Raw genomic sequence first — 21141 nt, 5'->3', positions numbered from 1 at the left:
ACCGGTTAGCGCCCGTGTTCGGAAATCGTGTGGTCTTCGTGTGGTTCAGCGGGGGCGCCGTCGAGCACGCCGTTGGGTAACGTCGCGCCGGAAAGGTGTTCCGCGGAGGCGATTTCGGCGATGGCGGCACGCAACGCGTCAAGACCCTGACCGGTGCGCGCGCTCAAAAAGACGCGCGAAATATTACCATACTCGTCCCGCTCGACCGCGTCGCCGCGGGCCGCCAGCTCAGGCACGGCATCAATCTTGTTGAACACCAGCACCTGCCGGATCGTGTCCGCGCCGATCTCGTGCAGCACACCATTGACCTGCTCGATCTGTTCAAGCCTGACCGCGCTCGACGCATCGACCACGTGCAGCAGCAGATCCGCGTGGATCGTTTCCTCGAGCGTCGCGCGGAATGCCGCGACCAGTTGGTGAGGCAACTCGCGGATGAACCCGACCGTATCCGACACGACGATCTGGCCGACCTCGTCGCCGAGGTACACGCGCCGCGACGTCGTATCGAGCGTGGCGAACAGCTGGTCGGCCGCGTAGGCCTGCGCTTTCGTCAGCGCGTTGAACAGCGTCGACTTGCCCGCGTTCGTATAACCCACGAGTGACACCGACATCGTGCCGCTACGCGCGCGCTGGCGGCGTTGCGTGCTGTGTTGCCGGCGCAACCGGTCGAGCCTCGACTTCAGCATCTTGATGCGTTCACCGATCAGCCGGCGGTCGGTTTCGAGCTGGGTTTCACCGGGGCCGCGCAGGCCGATACCGCCCTTCTGCCGCTCAAGGTGGGTCCATGCGCGAATGAGCCGCGTCGACAGATACTGAAGCTGTGCGAGTTCGACCTGCAGCTTGCCTTCGTGGCTGCGGGCGCGCTGTGCAAAGATGTCGAGGATGAGGCTGGTGCGATCGACCACACGCCGGTTAAGTGCCTGCTCCAGATTACGTTGCTGGGCTGGCGCCAGTGCGTGGTTGAAGATGACGATTTCGACGTTGTGTGCGTCGCAGGCGAGCCGGAGTTCTTCGGCTTTGCCACTGCCGATGAACATCTTGGCATCGGGACTGGAGCGACGACCCGTGAGGGTGACTGCGGGACGGGCCCCCGCGCTGGAGGCGAGAAGACTGAGTTCTTCGAGACTGGCTTCGAAATCGGTCTTGCCGAAATCGATGCCGACGAGCGCTGCGTTGATCAAATTTTCAGGTGTCAAGATAAGGCGGCTGGCATCGGTCGCTCGCGGCGACCGGATGCCGGCCGCTGCGATAGGTTAGGACGAGGCTTCCGCGTCCGGGTGGAAATTCACCGGGCGCGCCGGCACGACCGTCGAGATGGCGTGCTTGTACACCATCTGGGTCACCGTATTACGGAGCAACACGACGTACTGGTCGAACGATTCAATGTTCCCTTGAAGCTTGATGCCGTTGACGAGGTAGATCGAAACGGGAACGTGCTCTTTGCGCAGTGCGTTCAAAAACGGGTCTTGTAACAATTGCCCTTTGTTGCTCATGGCGTACTCCATCTTTTTTTGCAGGTTGATCTGGATTGGCGGCGAAGAAAAAGAGATCCGGCGCCAATCGCTACACTATAGCCGATTTTGCCTGGCCCGCCCGGGGCATAGGCCTTGCGGCCACCCCCTTGCGTGACGCGTGTAACAGACGTCTTCAGCTCTTGTCCGCGTACGGATTGTTCGACGAACGGAACTCTATGCGCAATGGAGTCCCTGTCAGTGAGAAAGTTTCGCGGAACCGGTTTTCCAGGTAGCGCTTGTACGTTTCCGTCACGGCATCGAGCGCGTTGCCGTGGATGACGATGATCGGCGGATTCTGGCCGCCCTGGTGCGCGTAGCGCAGCTTCGGACGCACCGGGCCGCGACGACGCGGCTGCTGGAACTCGACGGCCTCGATCAGCGCGCGCGTGAGCTTCGGCGTCGGCAGCTTCGCCATCGCCGCCGCGTACGCGTCGTCGACCGAGCGCATCAGGGTGCCGATGCCCGTCTTCTTCGCGGCCGAAATGAAGTGCGATTTCGCGAAGTCGAGGAATTTCAGCTTGCGGGTCAAATCCGCTTTCGCACGATCGCGCGCGTGGTCGTCGAGCCCGTCCCACTTGTTCACGCCGATCACGAGCGCACGGCCCTGCTCGACGACGAAGCCGGCAATGTGCGCGTCCTGGTCGGAGATGTCCTGCTGCGCATCCAGCAGAAGAATGACGACGTTCGCGTCGGAGATCGACTGCAGCGTCTTCACGACCGAGAACTTCTCGATCGCCTCGAACACCTTGCCGCGGCGCCGCAGGCCGGCCGTGTCGATCAGCGTGTATTTCTTGCCGTTACGCTCGAAGTCGACGTAGATCGAATCGCGCGTCGTGCCCGGCATGTCGAACGCGATCACACGATCCTCGCCGATCAGCGCGTTCACGAGCGTCGACTTGCCGACGTTCGGACGGCCGACGATCGCGATCTTGATGCCGCGCGACGGGTCGTTGTCGTCTTCCTCTTCCGGCTGGTCCGCGTACGCGACTTCCAGCGCCTCGTTGATCATGTCGGTCACGCCGTCGCCGTGCGCGGCCGAGATCGCGCGCGGATCGCCGAGCCCGAGTTCGTAGAAGTCGGTCGCGACCGCCGTGTACTTCATCCCCTCGGCCTTGTTGACGACGAGGAAGATCGGCCGGCCGGTCTTGCGCAGGTAGTCGGCGATCGACTTGTCCTGCGGCGCGAGCCCGTTGCGGCCGTCGACGATGAACACGACGACGTCGGCTTCCTCGACGGCCTGCCGCGTCTGGCGTGCCATCTCGTGCAGGATGCCGTCCTTCGCGACGGGTTCGAAGCCGCCCGTATCGACGACCAGGTACGGCCGCTCGCCGACGCGCCCTTCGCCGTAATGGCGATCGCGCGTCAGGCCCGGCAAGTCGGCAACCAGCGCATCGCGCGAGCGCGTGAGCCGGTTGAACAGCGTGGATTTCCCCACATTGGGGCGCCCAACTAGGGCAATGACCGGTTTCATCTGTGTTTTCTACGGTGAAGCGCAGCAGCGGGAGGCCCGCTGCTGCGGGCGGCTGCGCTGAATGAAAATATCACGAATTCGCGCAGCGCCGGATGCGCGCGCCGGCCGCGCGTTGCGCGCCGTCGTCTTTCGTCTCGAACTGCCTTTCAAATACCGAGCGGCCGGGAACACCGGCCGCCTTCATGTCGCGCGGCCGGGGCAAGCGGGACAAGCCCGCCGCGCCGCGACCGCGCATGTTTCCTGCGCGTCAGCGCGGACGGAACCCGTACAGGCCGCCGTCCTTCGTCTGCACGACGAGCGTATTGCCCGCGAGGACCGGCGCCGCCGTAATCGCGCTGCCGTCGGTCTTCATCCGTGCGATGAAGCTGCCGTCTTCGCGCGACAGGAAGTGCACGAAGCCCTGGTAATCGCCCAACACGACCGCATGCCCGAGCAGATACGGCACGCCGACGTCACGGCTCTTCAGCTTGTCGTTGCGCCACAGCTGGTTGCCCGAGGCGGCATCGTACGCCGTCACGACCGACCAGTCGTCGCCGCCGGCGACGACCGAATCGTCCTGCGCGAGACCGCTGCGGCTCGAGAACGGCTTTTCCCACAGCGGGCGGCCCGAGTTTGCATCGAAGCAGCCGAGCTGCCCCTGGAACGTCACCGCGCAGGCTTCCGCGCCCACGAGCGTCGGCGGACCGCTGACATCGTTGATGCGCTCGACCTCGGTCACGCCCTTCGGGAACGATACCGGCGTCTGCCAGAACGGCTCGCCCGTCTGCAGGTTGATTGCGACCAGCCCGCCGCCGGGGAAGCCCGCCAGCACCGCCGCGTCACCCGCGAACGTCATGCCGGCCGACACGCGCAGGTTCAGCGGCACCGCGCGGTTACGGTAGTTCCACTTCTGCTCGCCCGTCTGCGCGTTGAACGCGATCACCTGGCCGTCGATCGTACGGACGACCACGAGGCCGTTACCCACGAGCGGCGGCGAGAAGATCTCGCCCTGCACGCTGGTCTTCCACAGTTGCTTGCCGTCCGGACCCAGCACGAACACGCCGCCCTTCAGGGCGCCGACCGCGGTCAGGTTGCCGTCGCTGCCGACACCGGCCGACAGGTCGGAGCCGACCTTCGCGCGCCAGAGCGTCTGGCCCGTCTTCGCGTCGATCTTCTCGACCGAACCGTTTTCGCCCGCTGCATAGACGGCGTCGCCCACGGCCACCGGCGAGAACAGGTAGCGCCCGCCCTTGCCGACGCTCGCCTTCCAGACCTGTTGCACGTCCATCACGGGCTTGAACTCGGTGAGCGGCGTCGGCACGCGGCGCGCGTCCTTCGACGACGAGCAGGCCGCCAGAGCGAGGACAGCCGCCGCGCAGGCAACGGGCACAGCGTAACGTTTCAGCAAATTCATCGGTTAGCGAAGCAGAGTTAAGAGGTTGAGGGGACCGGGGTTCAGCCGCCGAGCGCGTCCAGCTTGAACTGCACGAGCTGACGCGCAGACTGGTCGTCCTTCGACAGGCCGTCGAGCGCGAGCTTGTAAGCCGCGCGCGCATCGTCGGTCTTGCCTTGCGCGGCAAGCAGATCGCCACGGCGATCGGCCACGAGGCCCTTGAATGCATCGACCGGCGTACCCGACAGCAGCGCGAGGCCCGCATCGTACGCCTTCTCGTCGAGCAGCAGCGACGCGAGACGCAGCTTCGCGATCTGCTTGTACTCGTCATCCTTGGCGTGATCGACGGCCCATTGCAGCTGCGCCTTCGCACCGGCCGAGTCGCCGGCTGCGTACAGCGTCTTCGCGGCAGAAAGCGCCGCCATCTGCGCATACGGCGTGCTGCCGAACTTGTCTTCCATGTCGGCGGCCGCGCGAGCCATCGTCGCCTTGTCGTTCGCGGCGGCAGCCTTCTGGACCTGCTCGTACAGCCCGGACGCCTCGGCAGCCTGACGGCGCTGCCAGTAGTTCCATCCGTTGAAACCGGCCGCGACGACGAGCGCCGCGAGCACGATCCACGTGGTGAGGTTGCCCCAGCGGGCCCACCACGCCTTGAGACTTTCAATCGATTCTTGTTCGTCGTGATAACTCATCGGCGAGCGATTCCTTCCTGTTCAGGCTTTTTTGTCGAGCGGATGTCAGCGCGATCAGTCGTCGCCGTCTTCGGCGGATGCAACCATCGCATTGATTAGGAATTCGGTCAAGCCTTCGACCGGTACGGTCTGCTGAACGTTCTTTTCCCCGTCTCCGCCCGCACCGCGCAGCGCTTTCACGCCCACCGTGCCGTTCGCGACCTCTTCTTCACCGAAGATCACCGCAAACGCGGCGCCGCTTGCGTCGGCCCGTTTCATTTGCGACTTGAAGCTCGCCGGCGCGCCGTCGGCGCTGCAGTGGAAGATCACGTCGAGGCCCGTGTCGCGCAGACGCTCGGCCGCGATGAACGCCTGTTCGCGCGCGGTCTCGCCCTGGTGCACGACGTATACGTCGACGCCTTCCTGCTCGGGTGCGAGATCCTCTTCCTTCAGCAGTTCGAGGATCCGCTCGATGCCCATCGCCCAGCCGCACGCGGCGGTCGGCTTGCCGCCGAGCTGCTCGATCAGCGGATCGTAGCGGCCACCGGCCGCGACCGTGCCCTGCGCGCCGAGCTTGTCGGTCACCCACTCGAACACGGTCAGGTTGTAGTAGTCCAGACCACGCACGAGACGCGGGTTGATCTTGAACGGAATGTTGTTCGCGAGCAGCAGGCGCTGCAGCCCTTCGAAGTGCGCACGCGATTCGTCGCCGAGGAAGTCGATCAGCTTCGGCGCGTTCTGCGCGATTTCCTGCAGCGCGGGGTTCTTCGTGTCGAGCACGCGCAGCGGGTTCGTATACAGGCGGCGCTTTGCATCCTCGTCGAGCACGTCGGCGAACTGCTCGAGGTACTTGATCAGTTCGACGCGATGCGCGGCGCGCTCCTCGGCGAGGCCGAGCGAGTTGATCTCGAGCTTGATGCCGGTCAGGCCGAGGTCGTCCCACAGGCGCTGGCACATCATGATGATCTCGGCATCCGCATCAGGACCCGCGAAGCCGAGCGCCTCGACGCCGACCTGGTGGAACTGGCGATAGCGGCCTCGCTGCGGACGCTCGTGACGGAACATCGGGCCGATGTACCACAGGCGCTTCGGGCCGTCGTACAGCATGTTGTGCTCGATCGACGCGCGCACGACGGCCGCAGTATTTTCAGGGCGCATCGTCAGGTTTTCACCGTTCAGCGCGTCGGTGAAGCTGTACATCTCTTTTTCGACGATGTCGGTGACCTCACCGATGCCGCGCGTGAAGAGCTGCGTGTGCTCGACGATCGGCGTGCGGATGTTCTGGTAACCGTATGCGCGCAGCAGCGATTTCACCGTAGCTTCGAAGAACTCCCAAAGGCCGGCATCCTGCGGGAGGATGTCGTTCATGCCCTTGACGCCGGTGAGCTTCTCGATCTTGCGTTTTTGTTCAGTCATCGTGTGTGTGGACGAATTAGTTCGTGGCCTCAGCTCGGCCGTAATTGCGTGCGACGTAGTCGCTGACGATCTGCTGGAATTCCTCGGCGATCCGCTCGCCGCGCAGCGTCTTGACCTTCTCGCCGTCGATGAAGACAGGCGCGGCCGGGTTCTCGCCAGAGCCCGGCAGGCTGATGCCGATGTTCGCGTGCTTCGATTCGCCCGGGCCGTTGACGATGCAGCCCATCACCGCGACGTTCATTTTCTCGACGCCCGGATACTCCTTGCGCCAGACAGGCATCTGTTCGCGCAGGTAGGTCTGGATCTGCATCGCGAGTTCCTGGAACAGCGTGCTCGTCGTACGGCCGCAGCCCGGGCACGCGATCACCATCGGTGCGAACGAACGCAGGCCCATCGTCTGCAGGATTTCCTGGCCGACGATCACTTCGCCCGTGCGCGATGCGCCCGGTTCCGGCGTCAGCGAGATGCGGATCGTGTCGCCGATCCCTTCCTGCAGCAGCACGCCGAGTGCAGCCGTCGACGCGACGATGCCCTTCGAGCCCATTCCGGCCTCGGTCAGCCCGAGGTGCAGCGCGAAGCCGCAGCGGCGGCCGAGTTCGCGGTACACGGCGATCAGGTCCTGCACGCCGCTGACCTTGCACGACAGAATGATGCGGTCGCGGCCGAGGCCCAGCTCGACCGCACGCTCGGCCGAGCCGATCGCCGACTGGATCAGCGCCTCGTACATCACGCTCTGCGCATCCCACGGCTGCGAACGCGCACCGTTCTCGTCCATCATGCGTGCCAGCAGGTCCTGGTCGAGACTGCCCCAGTTCACGCCGATCCGCACCGGCTTGTCGTACTTGGCCGCAGCCTCGATCATCTGCGCGAACTGCGTATCGCGCTTCGCACCCTGGCCGACGTTGCCCGGGTTGATCCGGTACTTCGACAGCGACTCGGCGCAGCCCGGGTAGTCGCGCAGCAGCAGGTGGCCGTTGTAGTGGAAATCGCCGACGAGCGGCACGGTCACGCCCATGCGGTCGAGCTGCTCGCGGATCGCCGGCACGGCGGCCGCGGCCTCGGGCGTGTTGACCGTGATGCGCACCAGTTCGGAGCCCGCGTTCGCGAGTTCCTTGATCTGGATTGCCGTGCCGATCGCGTCAGCCGTGTCGGTATTCGTCATCGACTGCACGCGCACCGGCGCGTCGCCGCCGATCGTCACGAGCTGCCCGCCCCAGCGGACATCCACCGCATGCGATACACGGCGCGGCTGATGCCCGCCGAACACCGGCTCGGTTGAACAAATCTGACTGCTGCGTGGGGATTGAGCTTCGGATTGCATCGATAGATCCATTTACGCGGAATGCGCCGCGACGCGGCGCATGAATTGAAAAAGCGCCGTGCCCTCGCGGCCCGTCGATATCGACGACAGGCCTTCGCCACGGCGCTTGACGTCAGGGCAACGTGAACCGCGCCACATTACCCCGCGCTGCCGAATATTTTGCCGGATCGACAGGTTTTCCGTCGAACGCGATTGCGTCGAGGCCCGCCTTGTTGCCGATCGTGACCTTGAACGGGCCGTCGCCGGCGACCTGCTTCGCCTCGCCGCCGTGCACCAGCCCGGAGAACAGCTCCTTGCCGCTCTTGTCGCGCACGCTGAACCAGCTGTCCTGCTTCACCTTCAGCTCCACCATCGACTGGCCGGCCGCGACCACGACGCTCGCCGGCGCGGCGGCGCTTGCGGCCGTCGTTGCCCCGACGGGCTGTGAAGCGGCTGCCGTCACGACCGGCGCCACGGGCGCAGGCGCCGGAACAGCCGACGCAACGGCCGGCGCCGGGGCTGCAGACGCAACAGCCGAGGCCGGAACCTCGTTCGCGACCACGGCAGATGCCCCGCTCGAGGCCGCCTCTTCGGCAGATGACAGCGATGCCGCCGCCGGCACGCTCGCGGCCGACGCATGCTCCGCGTCGCCGCTCTTGAAGCGCGCGAGCAGGCTCGACGAATCGCCGCCAGTGTGCCACATCAGTACTGCAACCACCGCGACGACGACGATCCCCGTGCCCCACAGCCACGGGTGATGGCGCGACGATCCGCCCAGCGGAATCGACACGCGGCCGCGCGGCAGATCCGTCCCCGACGACGCAGGCATCGACAGGTCGACTTCCGGTACCCCGCGCTCTCGGCGCAACGCCTGCGCGAACGGTTCCGGATCGACGCCGAGCATCTTCGCGTAGCTGCGCACGACACCAAGCGCGAACGTTACGCCGGGCAAATGGCTGATGTCGCCAGCCTCGAGCGCCCGAAGCTTCTGCGGTGCGACCTTGAGTCGCGCCGACACGTCGTCGACGGTCCAACCTCTCGTTTCCCGAAGCTGCGCCAGTCGGCTGCCGACTGCCGCAAGCGATTCCAACCCTGCCGGTGCCGGCTTCGCGCCATTCGTCTCTGCGCCGTTAGACGGCTGCGGCTCACTCATCCTTGTCCTCGCGTCGATTCTTCTTCACTGGCGGCCGCCGCCGGTTCCCGCCGGCCGGCACCCGCAACTGTCCATACCATGCGCGACGCCGAGGCGCCGCGACCGATCGCTGTTCGCGTGTTGTACCGCTCAAAGGCCCTGGCATCCCCGGCCGGGCGCCCCTGTCAAATCGCCCGAACTTCGATGATTTTTCCTGCTGCGCCCGTACGTTCCGCGAGGCGCGTGCGATCCTTCACTGCGCCGGCCAGCTGGCCGCACGCGGCATCGATATCGTCGCCGCGCGTCTTGCGCACGGTCGTGACGACTCCCGCGTCGATGAGAATCTGTGCAAAGCGCTTGATCTGCTCCGGCTTCGAGCGGATGAGGCCCGATTCCGGAAACGGATTGAACGGGATCAGATTGAACTTGCACGGCACGTCGCGCGTGACGGCAAGCAGTTCGCGTGCATGCGCTTCGGTGTCGTTGACGCCGTCCAGCATGCAGTATTCGAAAGTGATGAAGTCGCGCGGTGCGACTTTCAGATATCGCTGGCAAGCCGCCATCAGCTCGCGCAGCGGATACTTCTTGTTGAGCGGCACCAGCTCGTCGCGCAGCGGATCGTTCGGCGCGTGCAGCGAAACGGCCAACGCAACCGGCAGTTCGGCGCCGAGGCGGTCCATCATCGGGACTACGCCGGACGTCGACAGCGTAACGCGGCGGCGCGACAGGCCGTACGCGTTGTCGTCGAGCATCAGCCGCATCGCCGGCACGACCGCGCTGTAATTCAGCAGCGGCTCGCCCATGCCCATCATCACCACGTTGGTGACGACCCGCTCTGCCTTACCGTTCGGGCCGGGCGCACGGCCCAGCGACGCTCGCAATGCAAATTCGGCCATCCGTAGCTGGCCGATGATTTCGGCTGTCGACAGGTTGCGGGAAAAGCCCTGCTTGCCCGTCGAACAGAAGCGGCAGTTGACCGCACACCCGGCCTGCGACGACACGCACAGCGTGCCGCGCGTCTCTTCCGGGATGAACACGGTTTCGACCGCATTGCCGTTTCCGACGTCGATCAGCCACTTGCGCGTGCCGTCGGTGGAAACGTGATCGCTGGCAATCTCGGGCATGCCGATCGACGCGCGGCCCTTGAGTTTTTCTCTCAAGGACTTCGCGAGATCGGTCATGCCGTCGAAGTCGCCAGCGTTGTACTGGTGGATCCAGCGCTGCAACTGCTTGGCGCGGAACGGCTTCTCGCCGAGGCTGCCGCAGTACGCGACAAGACCCTCGGCGTCGAAGTCGAGAAGATTGACGGAAGTTTCGCTCGTCATGATGTGCTGCCTTGCCGCGTGCGCTGAATCCTGCCTACTTGCTGCCAGCCAGGGCTTAGCGCGAGTAAACGTTCATTTCCGGGAAGAAGAACGCGATTTCGACCGCTGCCGTTTCTGCAGCGTCCGAGCCGTGAACGGCGTTCGCGTCGATGCTGTCGGCGAAATCGGCGCGGATCGTGCCCTTTTCCGCCTTCTTCGGATCCGTTGCGCCCATCAGGTCGCGGTTCTTCAGGATCGCGCCTTCACCTTCCAGAACCTGGATCATCACCGGGCCCGAGATCATGAAATCGACGAGGTCCTTGAAGAACGGACGTGCTGCGTGAACCGCATAGAACTTCTCTGCGTCAGCACGCGACAGGTGAGCCATGCGCGATGCGACGATCTTCAGGCCGGCGCCTTCGAAACGGCTGTAGATCTGGCCGATCACGTTCTTTGCCACCGCATCCGGCTTGATGATCGACAGGGTGCGCTCGATTGCCATAAAAACTCCAAAAAATTAAGAAGTTACAGGTTCAAATGAATCCGCTATTGTAGCACGATCCCGTGTATCATTGCGATTGAACCCTTACACACGTGAAAGGTTCAGAATCCATATGTTTTAGTGCCGCCCGGCCATTGAAACCTCTCGGCACGGAACGTATCTTAGCCATAGCTGCCCCGGTTTGCTGCGCCGCACATCGCGCGCGCCGAACCGGCCCTGGACGCCCATGCGTTCAATGTTAGGAGAAACCATGAACGACTATCCGTACAATTTCGGCCGCGGCGGTTCCGTCAGCACCGCCGAAGTTCGCAACCGCGTGCTGCGAAACACGTACTGGCTGCTCGCGCTGTCGATGGTGCCGACCGTGCTGGGCGCCTGGGTCGGCGTCGCGACGGGCTTCTCGCTGTTCGCGGCCACGAGCCCGATGATGAGCCTGCTCGCGTTCTTCGCGATTGCGTTCGGCTTCATGTTCGCGATCGAGCGGACGAAAAACAGCGCGGCCGGCGTGTTCGTGCTGCTCGGCTTCACGTTCTTCATGGGTCTGATGCTGTCACGGCTGCTGAGCTTCATCCTCGGCTTCTCGAACGGCCCGTCGCTGATCATGCTGGCGTTCGGCGGCACCGGCATCATCTTCGCCGCGATGGCAACGATCGCCACCGTCAGCAAGCGCGACTTCTCGGGGCTCGGCAAGTGGCTGTTCATGGGCGTGATCGTGATCCTGCTCGCCTCGGTCGCGAACATCTTCCTGCAACTCCCGGCCCTGATGCTCACCGTGTCGGTACTCGCGATCGCGATCTTCTCCGCATACATGCTGTTCGACGTCCAGCGCGTCGTGAACGGCGGCGAGACGAACTACATCTCGGCCACGCTCGCGATCTACCTCGACCTGTACAACGTGTTCACGAACCTGCTCGCGCTGCTCGGCATCTTCGGCGGCAACCGCAACTGACGTTTGCTGCACACCATGAAAAAACCGGCCCGCGGGCCGGTTTTTTTTCGTCCGCCGCCCGGCTCAGTCGCGCTCGAACAGCGCGATCGATTCGACGTGCGACGTATTCGGGAACATGTTCACGACACCGGCGCCCTTCAGGCGGTAGCCGGCCTCGTGCACGAGCAGGCCCGCGTCGCGCGCCAGCGTCGACGGGTTGCACGACACGTAGACGATGCGCTTCGGCAGCGGACCTTCACCGCTCTGCGCGATCTCGGCCAGCGCCTTCGACACCGCGAGCGCGCCTTCGCGCGGCGGGTCGATCAGGAACTTGTCGAATGCGCCGAGCGCGCGGATGTCATCGCCCGTCACTTCGAACAGGTTACGGCACGCGAACGTCGTATGGCCGTCGACACCGTTCTCGCGGGCGTTCGCCAGCGCGCGTGTCGTCAGCGTATCGCTGCCTTCGATGCCCATCACCTCGCGCGACAGCCGCGCGAGCGGCAGCGTGAAGTTGCCGATCCCGCAGAACAGGTCGAGCACGCGGTCGTCGCGCGACGGCGCGAGCAGACGCAGCGCGCGGCCCACCAGCACACGGTTGATCTGATGGTTGACCTGCGTGAAGTCGGTCGGCTTGAATGGCATGCGGATGCCGAATTCCGGCAACGTGTAGTCGAGCGACACGTCGAGCGGATAGAACGGTGTTACCGTGTCCGGCCCTTTCGGCTGCAGCCAGAACTGCACCTTGTGCTCGTCCGCGAACGCCCGCAACAACGCTTCGTCGTCCGCGTTGATCGGCTCCAGGACGCGCAGCACGAGCGCCGTGACTTCCGAGCCGACCGCGAGCTCGATCTGCGGCATCCGATCGCGTATCGACAGCCCCTCGACCAGCCGGCGCAGCGGCACGAGCATTGCGGACACGTGCGGCGGCAGCACTTCGCAGCTCGTCATGTCGGCGACGTAGCTGCTCTTCTTCTCATGGAAGCCGACCAGCACGCCGCCCTTCTTCGCGACGTTGCGTACGGTCAGGCGTGCGCGGTAGCGATAGCCCCAGGACGGGCCGTGGATCGGCGCGAACATCGTTTCCGCGCGCAGCTTCGCGAGGTGCCACAGGTTGTCTTCGAGCACGCGCTGCTTGACCGCCACCTGCGCACGCATGTCGAGATGCTGCATCGAGCAGCCGCCGCAGGTGCCGAAGAACGCGCATTTCGGCTTCGTGCGCATCACGCTCGGGCGCAGAATGTCGACAACCGTCGCCTGCTCGTAGCTCGGCTTGCGACGGAAGCTCGAATAGGTCACGCGCTCGCCCGGCAATGCACCCTCGACGAAGATGACCTTGCCCGGCTCGCCGTCCTCGGTCATCGTGCGGCCGACACCGCGCGCTTCCATGTCGAGCGATTCGATCTCGAGAACCGGGGCAATTCCGGGCGCGACGGGCGCATTTCTAGATTTGCGCGCAGAAGTGGGGACGGCTTCGGACACCAGCTTTTCCTGACAAACGTTGAAGAAGGCGAGATTGTAGACGACGAAGGCCCGTATCGCCCGCTTTGCATGACGCAAGCGTCGATACTTGAGCATAGACGGTCCGGCATCGCGCCGGAGCCGCGAGACAGGCGGCCCGGAAGCGCCATGGCCAGGTGCCGATCGACAGGCCGATCGGACGCGGCCCTCGGCCCGAAATTCGCCCGACAGGAGATTCGACCATGCGACTGATCGACTGGAACATCCAATGGGGTCGGGACGCAGACGGCGGCGTCGATCTTGCGCGCACCGTCGCGGCAATCCGCGAACTCGGCGACTTCGACGTGCTGTGCCTTCAGGAGGTTACGCGCGGCTTCGGCGCACTGCCCGGCCGGCCCAGCGCTGACCAGTTCGCCGAACTCGCGGCGCTGCTGCCCGGCCATACGATCATCGAGGCGATCGGCGCCGACCTGCCAGCCATCGAAGCCGGCGCACCGCGCCGCCAGTTCGGCAACGCGATCGCGACCCGGCTACCGGTCGGGCGCGTGCTCCGCCAGTTGCTGCCTTGGCCAGCCGACGCCGGCGCGCCGTCGATGCCGCGCGTTGCACTCGACGTCGAGTTGCAGGCGCCCTTCGGGCCACTGCGGGTGGTCACCACGCATCTGGAATACTATTCGGCGCGCCAGCGGCTCGCTCAGGTCGACGCGCTGCGTGACCGGCACCGCGAGGCCTGCGCGCACGCGGCACAACCGGCGCCCGCCGAAACCGCCGAGGGGCCATTCAGCGCGACCGGCCAGCCGGGCGATGCAATCGTCTGCGGCGATTTCAACAGCGCGTTCGGCAGCGATGCCTATCGCCGATTCCTGGAGCCGATCCCAGACGCGCCGCGCTTCATCGACGCGTGGATCGCACGGCACCCTGGCCGCACGCCCCCGCCGACGGCCGGCGTCTACGATACGGTGCAATGGTCGGAGGGGCCGCTCACGTGCGACTTCGTGTTCGTGACCGATACGCTGCTGCCGCGCGTCACGCGCTGCGAGATCGACGGCGATGTGCGCGCGTCGGATCACCAGCCGGTGCTGCTCGAACTCTCCTGATCGCACCGGCTGCTGCGCACTCCACCCGCGTTACGCGTCGAAGCCGGCCAGGTATTCGGTCCAGTGCGACGCAGGCTCCTGCGCAAGCGAGTTCCTCACGAGCAGGATCTCGTCTGCATACTCGCTCGGCGTCAGGCCGCCGCGCATCAACTGGAACCGGCAATACAGCAGGTAGGTATTGACGACGTCGGTTTCGCAATAGTTGCGGATTTCCTCGAGCCGCCCGGCCTGGAACGCCGGCCACACCTGGCTGCCGTCCATTCCGAGCTTGCCCGGAAATCCGCACATCTTCGCGAGCGCGTCGAGCGGCGCGTTCGCACGCGCCTGATACATCGCGAGCACATCCATCAGGTCGGTATGCCGCGAGTGGTAGCGCGAGATGTAGTTGTTCCACTTGAAATCGCGGTCGTCCTCGCCGAGATCCCAGTAGCGCGACGCGGGAATGCCGTGCACGAGCGCGCGGTAATGGAGCACCGGCAAATCGAAGCCGCCGCCGTTCCACGACACGAGCTGCGGCGTGTATTTCTCGATCACGCGATAGAACGACTGAATCAGCGTCGCCTCGTTGTCCTGCGGCGTGCCGAGCGAGCGCACGCGAAAACCGTTGTTGTCGCGGAACACGCACGAAATCGCTGCAATGCGCTGCAGGTGATGCGGCAGGAAATCGCTGCCGGTCTTCTCGCGGCGGGCGGCGAACGCATGTTCGGCCACCGCGGCATCGTCGAGCGTCGCGGGCAGGTCTTCCAGACGGCGAATGCCGTCGACATCGGGAATTGTCTCGATGTCAAAAACAAGAATCGGAGTCATCGGTTACAGAACGGCGTCCTTGCGCACACCGTTGGAGGCGAAAAACCGCTTGAGGCGCACCAGCGCTTCCTGCTGGATCTGACGCACGCGCTCGCGCGTGAGCCCCATCTCGTCGGCCAGCTCCTCGAGCGTCGCCGGTTCGATGTGGTTCAGGCCGAAGCGACGCTCGATCACGTGCCGATGCTTGTCGGACAGCCGCGACAGCCACGCGCGCGTCAGCGTCTCGAGCTCGCGGTGCTGCACCTCGGCATCGGGCGACTGGCTCTGGTCGTCGGGCAGCAGGTCGAGCAGGCTGCTCGCGGGATCGAGGTCGAGCGGCGCGTCGAGCGACGCCGTGTGCTCGTTGAGCGCGAGGATGTCGGTAACTTCCTCGGCGGTCTTGCCGGTGAGATAGGCGATGTCGTCGATGCTGGCTTCGCGGCGCTCGGCCGCTTCGCCCGTCGACATCGAGTTCTTTTCGAGGTGGCGCTTCGCGCGCAGCACCTGGTTCAGTTCACGGATCACGTGCACGGGCAGGCGCACCGTGCGGGCCTGGTTCATGATCGCGCGCTCGATGCTCTGCCGGATCCACCACGTCGCATACGTAGAAAAACGAAAGCCGCGCGTCGGGTCGAATTTTTCGATTGCATGCATCAGGCCGAGGTTGCCTTCCTCGATCAGGTCGAGCAGCGGCACGCCACGGTTCAGATAGCCCTTCGCGATGCTGACGACGAGGCGCAGGTTGCGCTCGATCATCACCTGCCGCGCCTCGAATTCGCCGGCCTTGGCCAGACGCGAATAGCGCTGCTCCTCCTCGACGGTGAGCAGCGGCTTCACGCTGATGCGGTTCAGGTAATGCTGAATCGTGTCGGCCGTGAGTTCGGCCTGGAGCAGCGTACGGAAATCGTCGACGTCGGGCGACGCCTCGGCGCGGCCTTCGCGCTCGTCGTCGCCACCTTCCGCGTCAGAGTCGCGTGCCTCGAGGTCACGCTCGTTGTCCGCGACATCGTCTTCGTCGTCCGTCGAAGCACCAGCTCGCCCCACCGATGCTTGCGTGGCACGACTGATTTTCTCAGACTCGGCTTGCGGCTCGTGGCGCTTCGATTTCGGCATGGTCGTCTCGGTTATTGAGGCGGCAAATACTTCAGCGGATCGACAGGTTTACCCTGCCGGCGAACCTCGAAATGCAGCATCACGCGGTCGGAATCGCTGTTCCCCATCTCGGCGATCTTCTGCCCCTTCGTTACCGCGTCCCCCTCTTTTACCATCAAAGCGCGATTGTGTGCATACGCCGTGAGGTAAGTTGCATCGTGCTTGATGATAATGAGGTTGCCGTAGCCGCGCAGACCATTCCCGGAGTAGACGACGCGACCGTCGGCCGCCGCCTTCACGGCCTCGCCGGCCGTGCCGCCGATATTGACGCCCTTGTTCTTCGCGTCGTCGAAACCGTTCAGCACGGGGCCGCGCGCGGGCCACGCGAACGTCACGGGGCCGCTCGGCGCGGCAGCCGTATCGCTCGATGCGGCTGCCGCGGCAGGCGGCGTCGCGACCGACGACGTACCGGCGCCCGGCGTTGCCGGGCCGCTGCTGAGCGGCGCGGTCGCAACCGCGGCGCCCGCGATCGGCGCGGCGACCTGCGTGCCCGCAACGGCGGCACCGGCCTGCGGCGAAACGCGCAGCAGCTGGTCGACTTCAATCTGATTCGGGTTCGCCAGGTTGTTCCACGCGGCGATGTCGCGATAGTTCTGCCCGTTTTCGAGTGCGATCCGGTACAGCGTGTCGCCCGGCTTCACCCGGTAGTAACCCGGCGGCGCCGGGGGGAGCGGCGCCGCGGGCTGCGCGGTGCCGGTCGTGCCGAGCGAACCGGAGCGATCGACGACGGGCGCGTTGTCGAGCCGCGTCGCACAGGCGGCCAGAAGCGTGGAGAACGCAGCCACGCAGATCGCGCGCTGGGCGAGCGTGAGCGGCTCCCTGGAACGGTTGTTTTGCATCGCGCGCAACATACTCATCGGTTTCAAATTACTCCGGATTTTAAAGGGACAAAGAAAACGCGATCAAGCCGTGACTCTCGCCATTGCGCGTGCGCGACGCGCTCGACGAGCGTAAGCACCTGGTGCTGCCCGCTCTGCGCGCCGACCGGCGCGACGAGCCGCCCGCCGATCGCGAGCTGCTCGAGCAGCGCCTGCGGCACGTCGAGCCCCGCCGCCGCGATCACGATCGCATCGAACGGGGCCGCGGACGGCAGACCGACACGCCCGTCGCCGTAATGCAGACGGATGTTCGGCACGCGTAGCGGCCGCAGGTTCAGCTTCGCGCGCTCGTAGAGCGGCTTGATGCGTTCAATCGAATACACGTCGCGTGCCACGTGGCTCAGCACGGCGGCCTGATAGCCGCAGCCCGTGCCGATCTCGAGGACGCGCTCGAGCGTGCGGCCGGCCATCGCGAGCTCGATCATGCGCGCGACGACCGACGGCTTTGAAATGGTCTGCTGGTGGCCGATCGGCAACGCCGAATCCTCGTAGGCCTGCGTCGCGAGCCCCGGATCCACGAACATATGTCGCGGCACCGCGGCCATCGCGTCCAGCACGCGCGCGTCGGTCACGCCGTTCGCGCGCAGCCGTTCGACCATCCGTTCGCGCACACGTTCCGACGTGAGTGCAAACGCGCCGGCCGGCGCGGCGCTCGGCGCGGCCGGCTTCGGCACCGCAGGCTTCAGCACGGTCGGCTTCGGTGCGCTCGCCGGCTTCGCGGCGGCGGAGCCGGGCAATGCCGTTCGCGCCGCAGCAGGCTTCACCGCAACCGGTTTCAGCACGGCCGCGGGCTTGTCGGCGGCCTTCGATACCGCGACCGCCGCATGGCGTTCGCCGGCCCGACCTTCCGACTTGCGTGGCGCTCGCTTGAGATCTTCGAGCGCGAGCGGGAACCGCTTCGCGCGCTCGCCGCTCATGAAGCCCGCCCTCCAGCGCGCGCCCATTCGCGCGTCGCGGGCAGCATCTGCGTATGCGTGAGGTCGAGCTGCAGCGGCGTGATCGACACGAAACCGTTTGCCACTGCGTGAAAATCGGTGCCGTCGCTGGCGTCCAGCGCGTCGCCCGCCGCGCCGATCCAGTAGATCGGTTCGCCGCGCGGGTCGGTCTGGCGAATCACCGGCTGCGACGGATGACGCTTGCCGAGGCGTGTAACCTTCCAGCCTTTCAGTTCGTCGTACGGCAGGTTCGGAATATTGACGTTCAGTAGCGGCTGGCCCGGCAGCGGATGCGCGAGATAGTGCTCGACGATTTCCGCGGCGACGCGCGCGGCGTCCGCCAGATGGGCCCAACCCTTGTCGACCAGCGAAAATGCGATGGCCGGCACGCCGAACATGACGCCTTCGGTGGCGGCCGCAACTGTCCCCGAATAGAGCGTGTCTTCGCCCATGTTCTGGCCGTTGTTGATCCCGGAAACCACGAGGTCCGGCGTAGCGTCGGCCATCCCCGTCAACACGACGTGTACCGAATCGGTCGGCGTGCCGTTCACGTAGAAGAAACCCGTACTCGCCGCCCGCTGCACCGACAGCGGCCGCGACAACGTGAGGGAATTCGACGCGCCGCTGCAGTTCTGCTCGGGCGCGATCACCGTGAGGTCGGCCAGCGGCTGCAGCGCGTCGCTGAGCGCGGCGAGACCGGGGGCGAGATAGCCGTCGTCGTTGCTGAGTAGGATTCGCATCCGGCGATTGTAACCGAGGAAAGATGGCGCGAGAGCGACAGTCCGGCGTCTGCGGATGGACGATTGCGGGCACCCGGACACGCGGCGCCATTGCGTTGCGGTGCGGCGTTCCGCAGGCTCAGGAAAACGCCGCGCCGCCCCGGGTTCCCCCCCGCCAACCAAGCCCCCTTGGGGAACGCGCTATTCCGGGAGCCTGGCTCGAAGCGACTGGCCCGAGGGCGCTCAAATCGCGCCCGCGTCGCGCAATGCGGCAATCGCCTGCGCGTCGTAGCCCAGGCCGCGCAGCACCTCGTCCGTATGTTCGCCGAGCTCGGGCCCGAGCCAGCGCGTTTCTCCCGGCGTGTCGGACAGCTTCGGCGTGATGTTCGGCAGCGGAATGTCGGTGCCGTCGGCCAGCTTGAAGCGCTGGATCATCTGCCGCGCGACGAACTGCGGATCGGTGAACATGTCGGCGGCGCTGTAGATGCGCCCGGCCGGCACGTCGGCCGCGTTGAGCACGACGAGCGCCTCGTCGATCGTGCGCGGCGCGAGCCACGCGGCAATCGCGTCGTCGATCTCCTGCGTGCGCGGCACGCGCCCATCGTTTTGCGCGAGCGCGGGATCGTCGGCGAGGTCGTCGCGCCCGATCGCCTTCATCAGCCGCTTGAAGATCGGATCGCTGTTGCCGCCGATCACGATGCTGCCGTCGCGGCACGCATACGTATTCGACGGCACGATGCCCGGCAGCGACGCGCCGGTGCGCTCGCGCACCATCCCGTACACGCCGTATTCGGGCACCACGCTTTCCATCATGTTGAAGACGGCTTCATACAGTGCGACGTCGACCACCTGCCCCGCACCGCCGTTGACCTTGCGGTGATGCAGCGCCATCAGCGCGCCGATCACGCCGTGCAGCGCGGCGATCGAATCGCCGATCGAGATGCCGATGCGCGGCGGCGGCAGCTCGGGATAGCCGGTGATGTGACGCAGCCCGCCCATCGACTCGGCAATCGCGCCGAATCCGGGCCGGTCGCGGTACGGGCCGGTCTGCCCGTAACCGGACAGGCGCACCATCACGAGGCCCGGGTTGTCGGCCGACAGCACGTCGTAGCCGAGCCCGAGCTTTTCGAGCAAGCCCGGGCGGAAATTCTCGATCACGATGTCGGCCTCGCGCGCGAGTTGCCTCGCGATCGCCTTGCCGGCGTCGGCCTTCAGGTTGAGCGTGACCGATTTCTTGTTGCGCGCCTGGACGGACCACCACAGCGACGTGCCGCCCTGCTCCGGATAGAGCTTGCGCCACTTGCGCAGCGGGTCCCCTCCGTTCGGATCCTCGATCTTGATCACTTCCGCGCCGAATTCGGCGAACAGCCGCGACGCGAACGGCCCCGCGATCAGCGTTCCGAATTCGAGCACTTTGACGCCCGCGAGCGGGCCCTGGCTGGTGCTCATGTGTCTCCCTGGCATGAGGAACGGCGCCGCCCGCAAGCGGCGCCCGGCTTACATCGTGCGGCGGTCGAGCATCGCGCGGGCGATGGTGCCCGCGTCGACGTATTCGAGCTCGCCGCCCACCGGCACGCCGCGCGCGAGGCGCGTGACTGCCAGCCCGCGCGCCTTCAGCGTCTGGCCGAGGTAGTGCGCGGTGGCTTCGCCCTCGTTCGTGAAGTTGGTCGCGAGCACGACTTCCTTGACGACGCCGTCGGACGCGCGCCGCACGAGACGGTCGAAATGGATTTCCTTCGGGCCGATCCCGTCGAGCGGGCTCAGGCGCCCCATCAGTACGAAATACAGCCCGCGGTAAGTCATCGTCTGCTCGAGCATGATCTGGTCGGCAGGTGTCTCGACGACGCACAAAAGCGTCGGATCACGCTCTTCGTCGCTGCAGACCTCGCAGATCTGCGCTTCCGTGAACGTGTTGCACTTCTCGCAGTGCTGCAGGTGCTCGGTCGCGAACAGCAGCGACCGGCCGAGCCGCTCCGCGCCCTCCCGATCGTGCTGCATCAGGTGGACCGCCATGCGCTGGGCGGATTTCGGCCCGACGCCGGGCAGCACGCGCAGCGCTTCGACGAGAGCGGACAGGGCGGACGGCTGTTTCATACGGCAGCAAAAAGTGGCACGGACGCTGCGCTCAGAACGGCAGCTTGAAGCCCGGGGGCAGCGGCAGGCCCGACGTCATGCCGCTCATCTTTTCCTGCGACGTCGCTTCGGCCTTGCGCACGGCGTCGTTGAACGCAGCCGCGACGAGATCCTCGAGCATGTCCTTGTCGTCCGCGAGCAGGCTCGGGTCGATCGACACGCGACGCACTTCGTTGCGGCACGTCATCGTCACCTTGACGAGGCCGGCGCCCGACTGCCCTTCGACTTCGATCAGCGCAAGCTGCTCCTGCATCTTCTTCATGTTTTCCTGCATTTGCTGCGCTTGCTTCATCAGTCCGGCGAGGTTGCCTTTCAACATGGGAATACTCCTTCTTGATCGTGTAAAAACCGGCACGCGGTGCGTGCCGGC

General features: G+C 65.6%; 21 protein-coding genes. 2 read left to right on the top strand and 19 right to left on the bottom strand.

Annotated features, from left to right (window positions below; translation table 11 throughout):
* Positions 1-5 precede the first annotated feature (5 nt).
* From hflX to ndk, 10 genes are all read right to left on the bottom strand, one after another.
* Positions 6-1181 carry a GTPase HflX gene (gene hflX, locus LGN17_RS12305; RefSeq protein ID WP_226197154.1) on the bottom strand — a complete coding sequence of 392 codons (1176 nt, stop codon included), beginning with the start codon at positions 1179-1181 and terminating at the stop codon, positions 6-8.
* Between the two features lie 72 nt (positions 1182-1253).
* On the bottom strand, positions 1254-1493 hold the full coding sequence (hfq, locus tag LGN17_RS12300) for an RNA chaperone Hfq (protein WP_006399927.1): 240 nt from the start codon (positions 1491-1493) through the stop codon (positions 1254-1256).
* 154 nt (positions 1494-1647) lie between these two features.
* Positions 1648-2985, bottom strand: a complete 1338-nt coding sequence (gene der, locus LGN17_RS12295) for a ribosome biogenesis GTPase Der (RefSeq protein WP_175956026.1) — start codon at positions 2983-2985, stop codon at positions 1648-1650.
* Between the two features lie 247 nt (positions 2986-3232).
* Positions 3233-4378 carry an outer membrane protein assembly factor BamB gene (bamB, locus tag LGN17_RS12290; RefSeq protein ID WP_226197027.1) on the bottom strand — a complete coding sequence of 382 codons (1146 nt, stop codon included), beginning with the start codon at positions 4376-4378 and terminating at the stop codon, positions 3233-3235.
* Between the two features lie 41 nt (positions 4379-4419).
* The gene (locus LGN17_RS12285) at positions 4420-5049 is read right to left on the bottom strand and encodes a tetratricopeptide repeat protein (RefSeq protein ID WP_011352260.1); all 630 of its coding nucleotides are present in this window, start codon (positions 5047-5049) and stop codon (positions 4420-4422) included.
* 54 nt (positions 5050-5103) lie between these two features.
* Positions 5104-6444, bottom strand: a complete 1341-nt coding sequence (gene hisS, locus LGN17_RS12280) for a histidine--tRNA ligase (RefSeq protein WP_039360260.1) — start codon at positions 6442-6444, stop codon at positions 5104-5106.
* A 16-nt stretch (positions 6445-6460) separates the two neighbouring features.
* Positions 6461-7765: a flavodoxin-dependent (E)-4-hydroxy-3-methylbut-2-enyl-diphosphate synthase gene (gene ispG, locus LGN17_RS12275; RefSeq protein ID WP_226197025.1), complete on the bottom strand. Its 1305-nt coding sequence runs from the start codon at positions 7763-7765 to the stop codon at positions 6461-6463.
* 112 nt (positions 7766-7877) lie between these two features.
* On the bottom strand, positions 7878-8897 hold the full coding sequence (locus LGN17_RS12270) for a helix-turn-helix domain-containing protein (RefSeq protein ID WP_226197024.1): 1020 nt from the start codon (positions 8895-8897) through the stop codon (positions 7878-7880).
* 164 nt (positions 8898-9061) lie between these two features.
* Positions 9062-10201 carry a 23S rRNA (adenine(2503)-C(2))-methyltransferase RlmN gene (gene rlmN / locus LGN17_RS12265; RefSeq protein WP_089445762.1) on the bottom strand — a complete coding sequence of 380 codons (1140 nt, stop codon included), beginning with the start codon at positions 10199-10201 and terminating at the stop codon, positions 9062-9064.
* A 55-nt stretch (positions 10202-10256) separates the two neighbouring features.
* A complete protein-coding gene (gene ndk, locus LGN17_RS12260) occupies positions 10257-10682 on the bottom strand; it encodes a nucleoside-diphosphate kinase (RefSeq protein ID WP_006478674.1) in 426 nt (141 codons plus the stop codon).
* Positions 10683-10932: 250 nt separating this feature from the next.
* Here ndk and LGN17_RS12255 point away from each other — a divergent pair, with 250 nt between their 5' ends.
* The gene (locus tag LGN17_RS12255) at positions 10933-11631 is read left to right on the top strand and encodes a Bax inhibitor-1/YccA family protein (protein ID WP_006761414.1); all 699 of its coding nucleotides are present in this window, start codon (positions 10933-10935) and stop codon (positions 11629-11631) included.
* A 63-nt stretch (positions 11632-11694) separates the two neighbouring features.
* Here LGN17_RS12255 and rlmD read toward each other — a convergent pair whose 3' ends face one another.
* The gene (rlmD, locus tag LGN17_RS12250) at positions 11695-13092 is read right to left on the bottom strand and encodes a 23S rRNA (uracil(1939)-C(5))-methyltransferase RlmD (RefSeq protein WP_175956018.1); all 1398 of its coding nucleotides are present in this window, start codon (positions 13090-13092) and stop codon (positions 11695-11697) included.
* A 221-nt stretch (positions 13093-13313) separates the two neighbouring features.
* On the opposite strand from rlmD, the gene LGN17_RS12245 reads away from it, so the two are divergent.
* On the top strand, positions 13314-14168 hold the full coding sequence (locus LGN17_RS12245) for an endonuclease/exonuclease/phosphatase family protein (protein ID WP_226197153.1): 855 nt from the start codon (positions 13314-13316) through the stop codon (positions 14166-14168).
* A gap of 30 nt (positions 14169-14198) precedes the next feature.
* Here the strand turns inward: LGN17_RS12245 and LGN17_RS12240 are convergent, their stop codons facing one another.
* The 8 genes from LGN17_RS12240 to LGN17_RS12205 all read right to left on the bottom strand — a co-directional run bounded on the left by LGN17_RS12240 (position 14199) and on the right by LGN17_RS12205 (position 21090).
* Complete coding sequence (locus tag LGN17_RS12240; RefSeq protein ID WP_226197023.1) at positions 14199-14975, bottom strand: 3'-5' exonuclease; 777 nt, start codon at positions 14973-14975, stop codon at positions 14199-14201.
* Between the two features lie 3 nt (positions 14976-14978).
* A complete protein-coding gene (gene rpoS, locus LGN17_RS12235; protein ID WP_175956006.1) occupies positions 14979-16067 on the bottom strand; it encodes an RNA polymerase sigma factor RpoS in 1089 nt (362 codons plus the stop codon).
* An 11-nt stretch (positions 16068-16078) separates the two neighbouring features.
* The gene (locus tag LGN17_RS12230; RefSeq protein ID WP_226197021.1) at positions 16079-16963 is read right to left on the bottom strand and encodes a peptidoglycan DD-metalloendopeptidase family protein; all 885 of its coding nucleotides are present in this window, start codon (positions 16961-16963) and stop codon (positions 16079-16081) included.
* 5 nt (positions 16964-16968) lie between these two features.
* Positions 16969-17901, bottom strand: a complete 933-nt coding sequence (locus LGN17_RS12225; protein ID WP_226197019.1) for a protein-L-isoaspartate(D-aspartate) O-methyltransferase — start codon at positions 17899-17901, stop codon at positions 16969-16971.
* Positions 17898-18659, bottom strand: coding sequence for a 5'/3'-nucleotidase SurE (surE, locus tag LGN17_RS12220; RefSeq protein WP_226197017.1), 762 nt, complete (start codon positions 18657-18659; stop codon positions 17898-17900). The genes LGN17_RS12225 and surE overlap by 4 nt, the downstream gene beginning before the upstream one ends.
* A 222-nt stretch (positions 18660-18881) precedes the next feature.
* On the bottom strand, positions 18882-20087 hold the full coding sequence (locus LGN17_RS12215) for a CaiB/BaiF CoA transferase family protein (RefSeq protein ID WP_226197015.1): 1206 nt from the start codon (positions 20085-20087) through the stop codon (positions 18882-18884).
* 48 nt (positions 20088-20135) lie between these two features.
* Positions 20136-20732, bottom strand: a complete 597-nt coding sequence (recR, locus tag LGN17_RS12210) for a recombination mediator RecR (RefSeq protein WP_006478665.1) — start codon at positions 20730-20732, stop codon at positions 20136-20138.
* 31 nt (positions 20733-20763) lie between these two features.
* Positions 20764-21090: a YbaB/EbfC family nucleoid-associated protein gene (locus tag LGN17_RS12205; RefSeq protein ID WP_006482124.1), complete on the bottom strand. Its 327-nt coding sequence runs from the start codon at positions 21088-21090 to the stop codon at positions 20764-20766.
* Between the last annotated feature and the right edge of the window lie 51 nt (positions 21091-21141).

The organism is Burkholderia sp. AU30280 (assembly GCF_020420125.1).
Classification (GTDB): Bacteria; Pseudomonadota; Gammaproteobacteria; order Burkholderiales; family Burkholderiaceae; genus Burkholderia.
The sequence above is the reverse complement of the archived record's forward strand: the minus strand, read 5'-3'. Positions and strand labels throughout refer to the sequence as shown.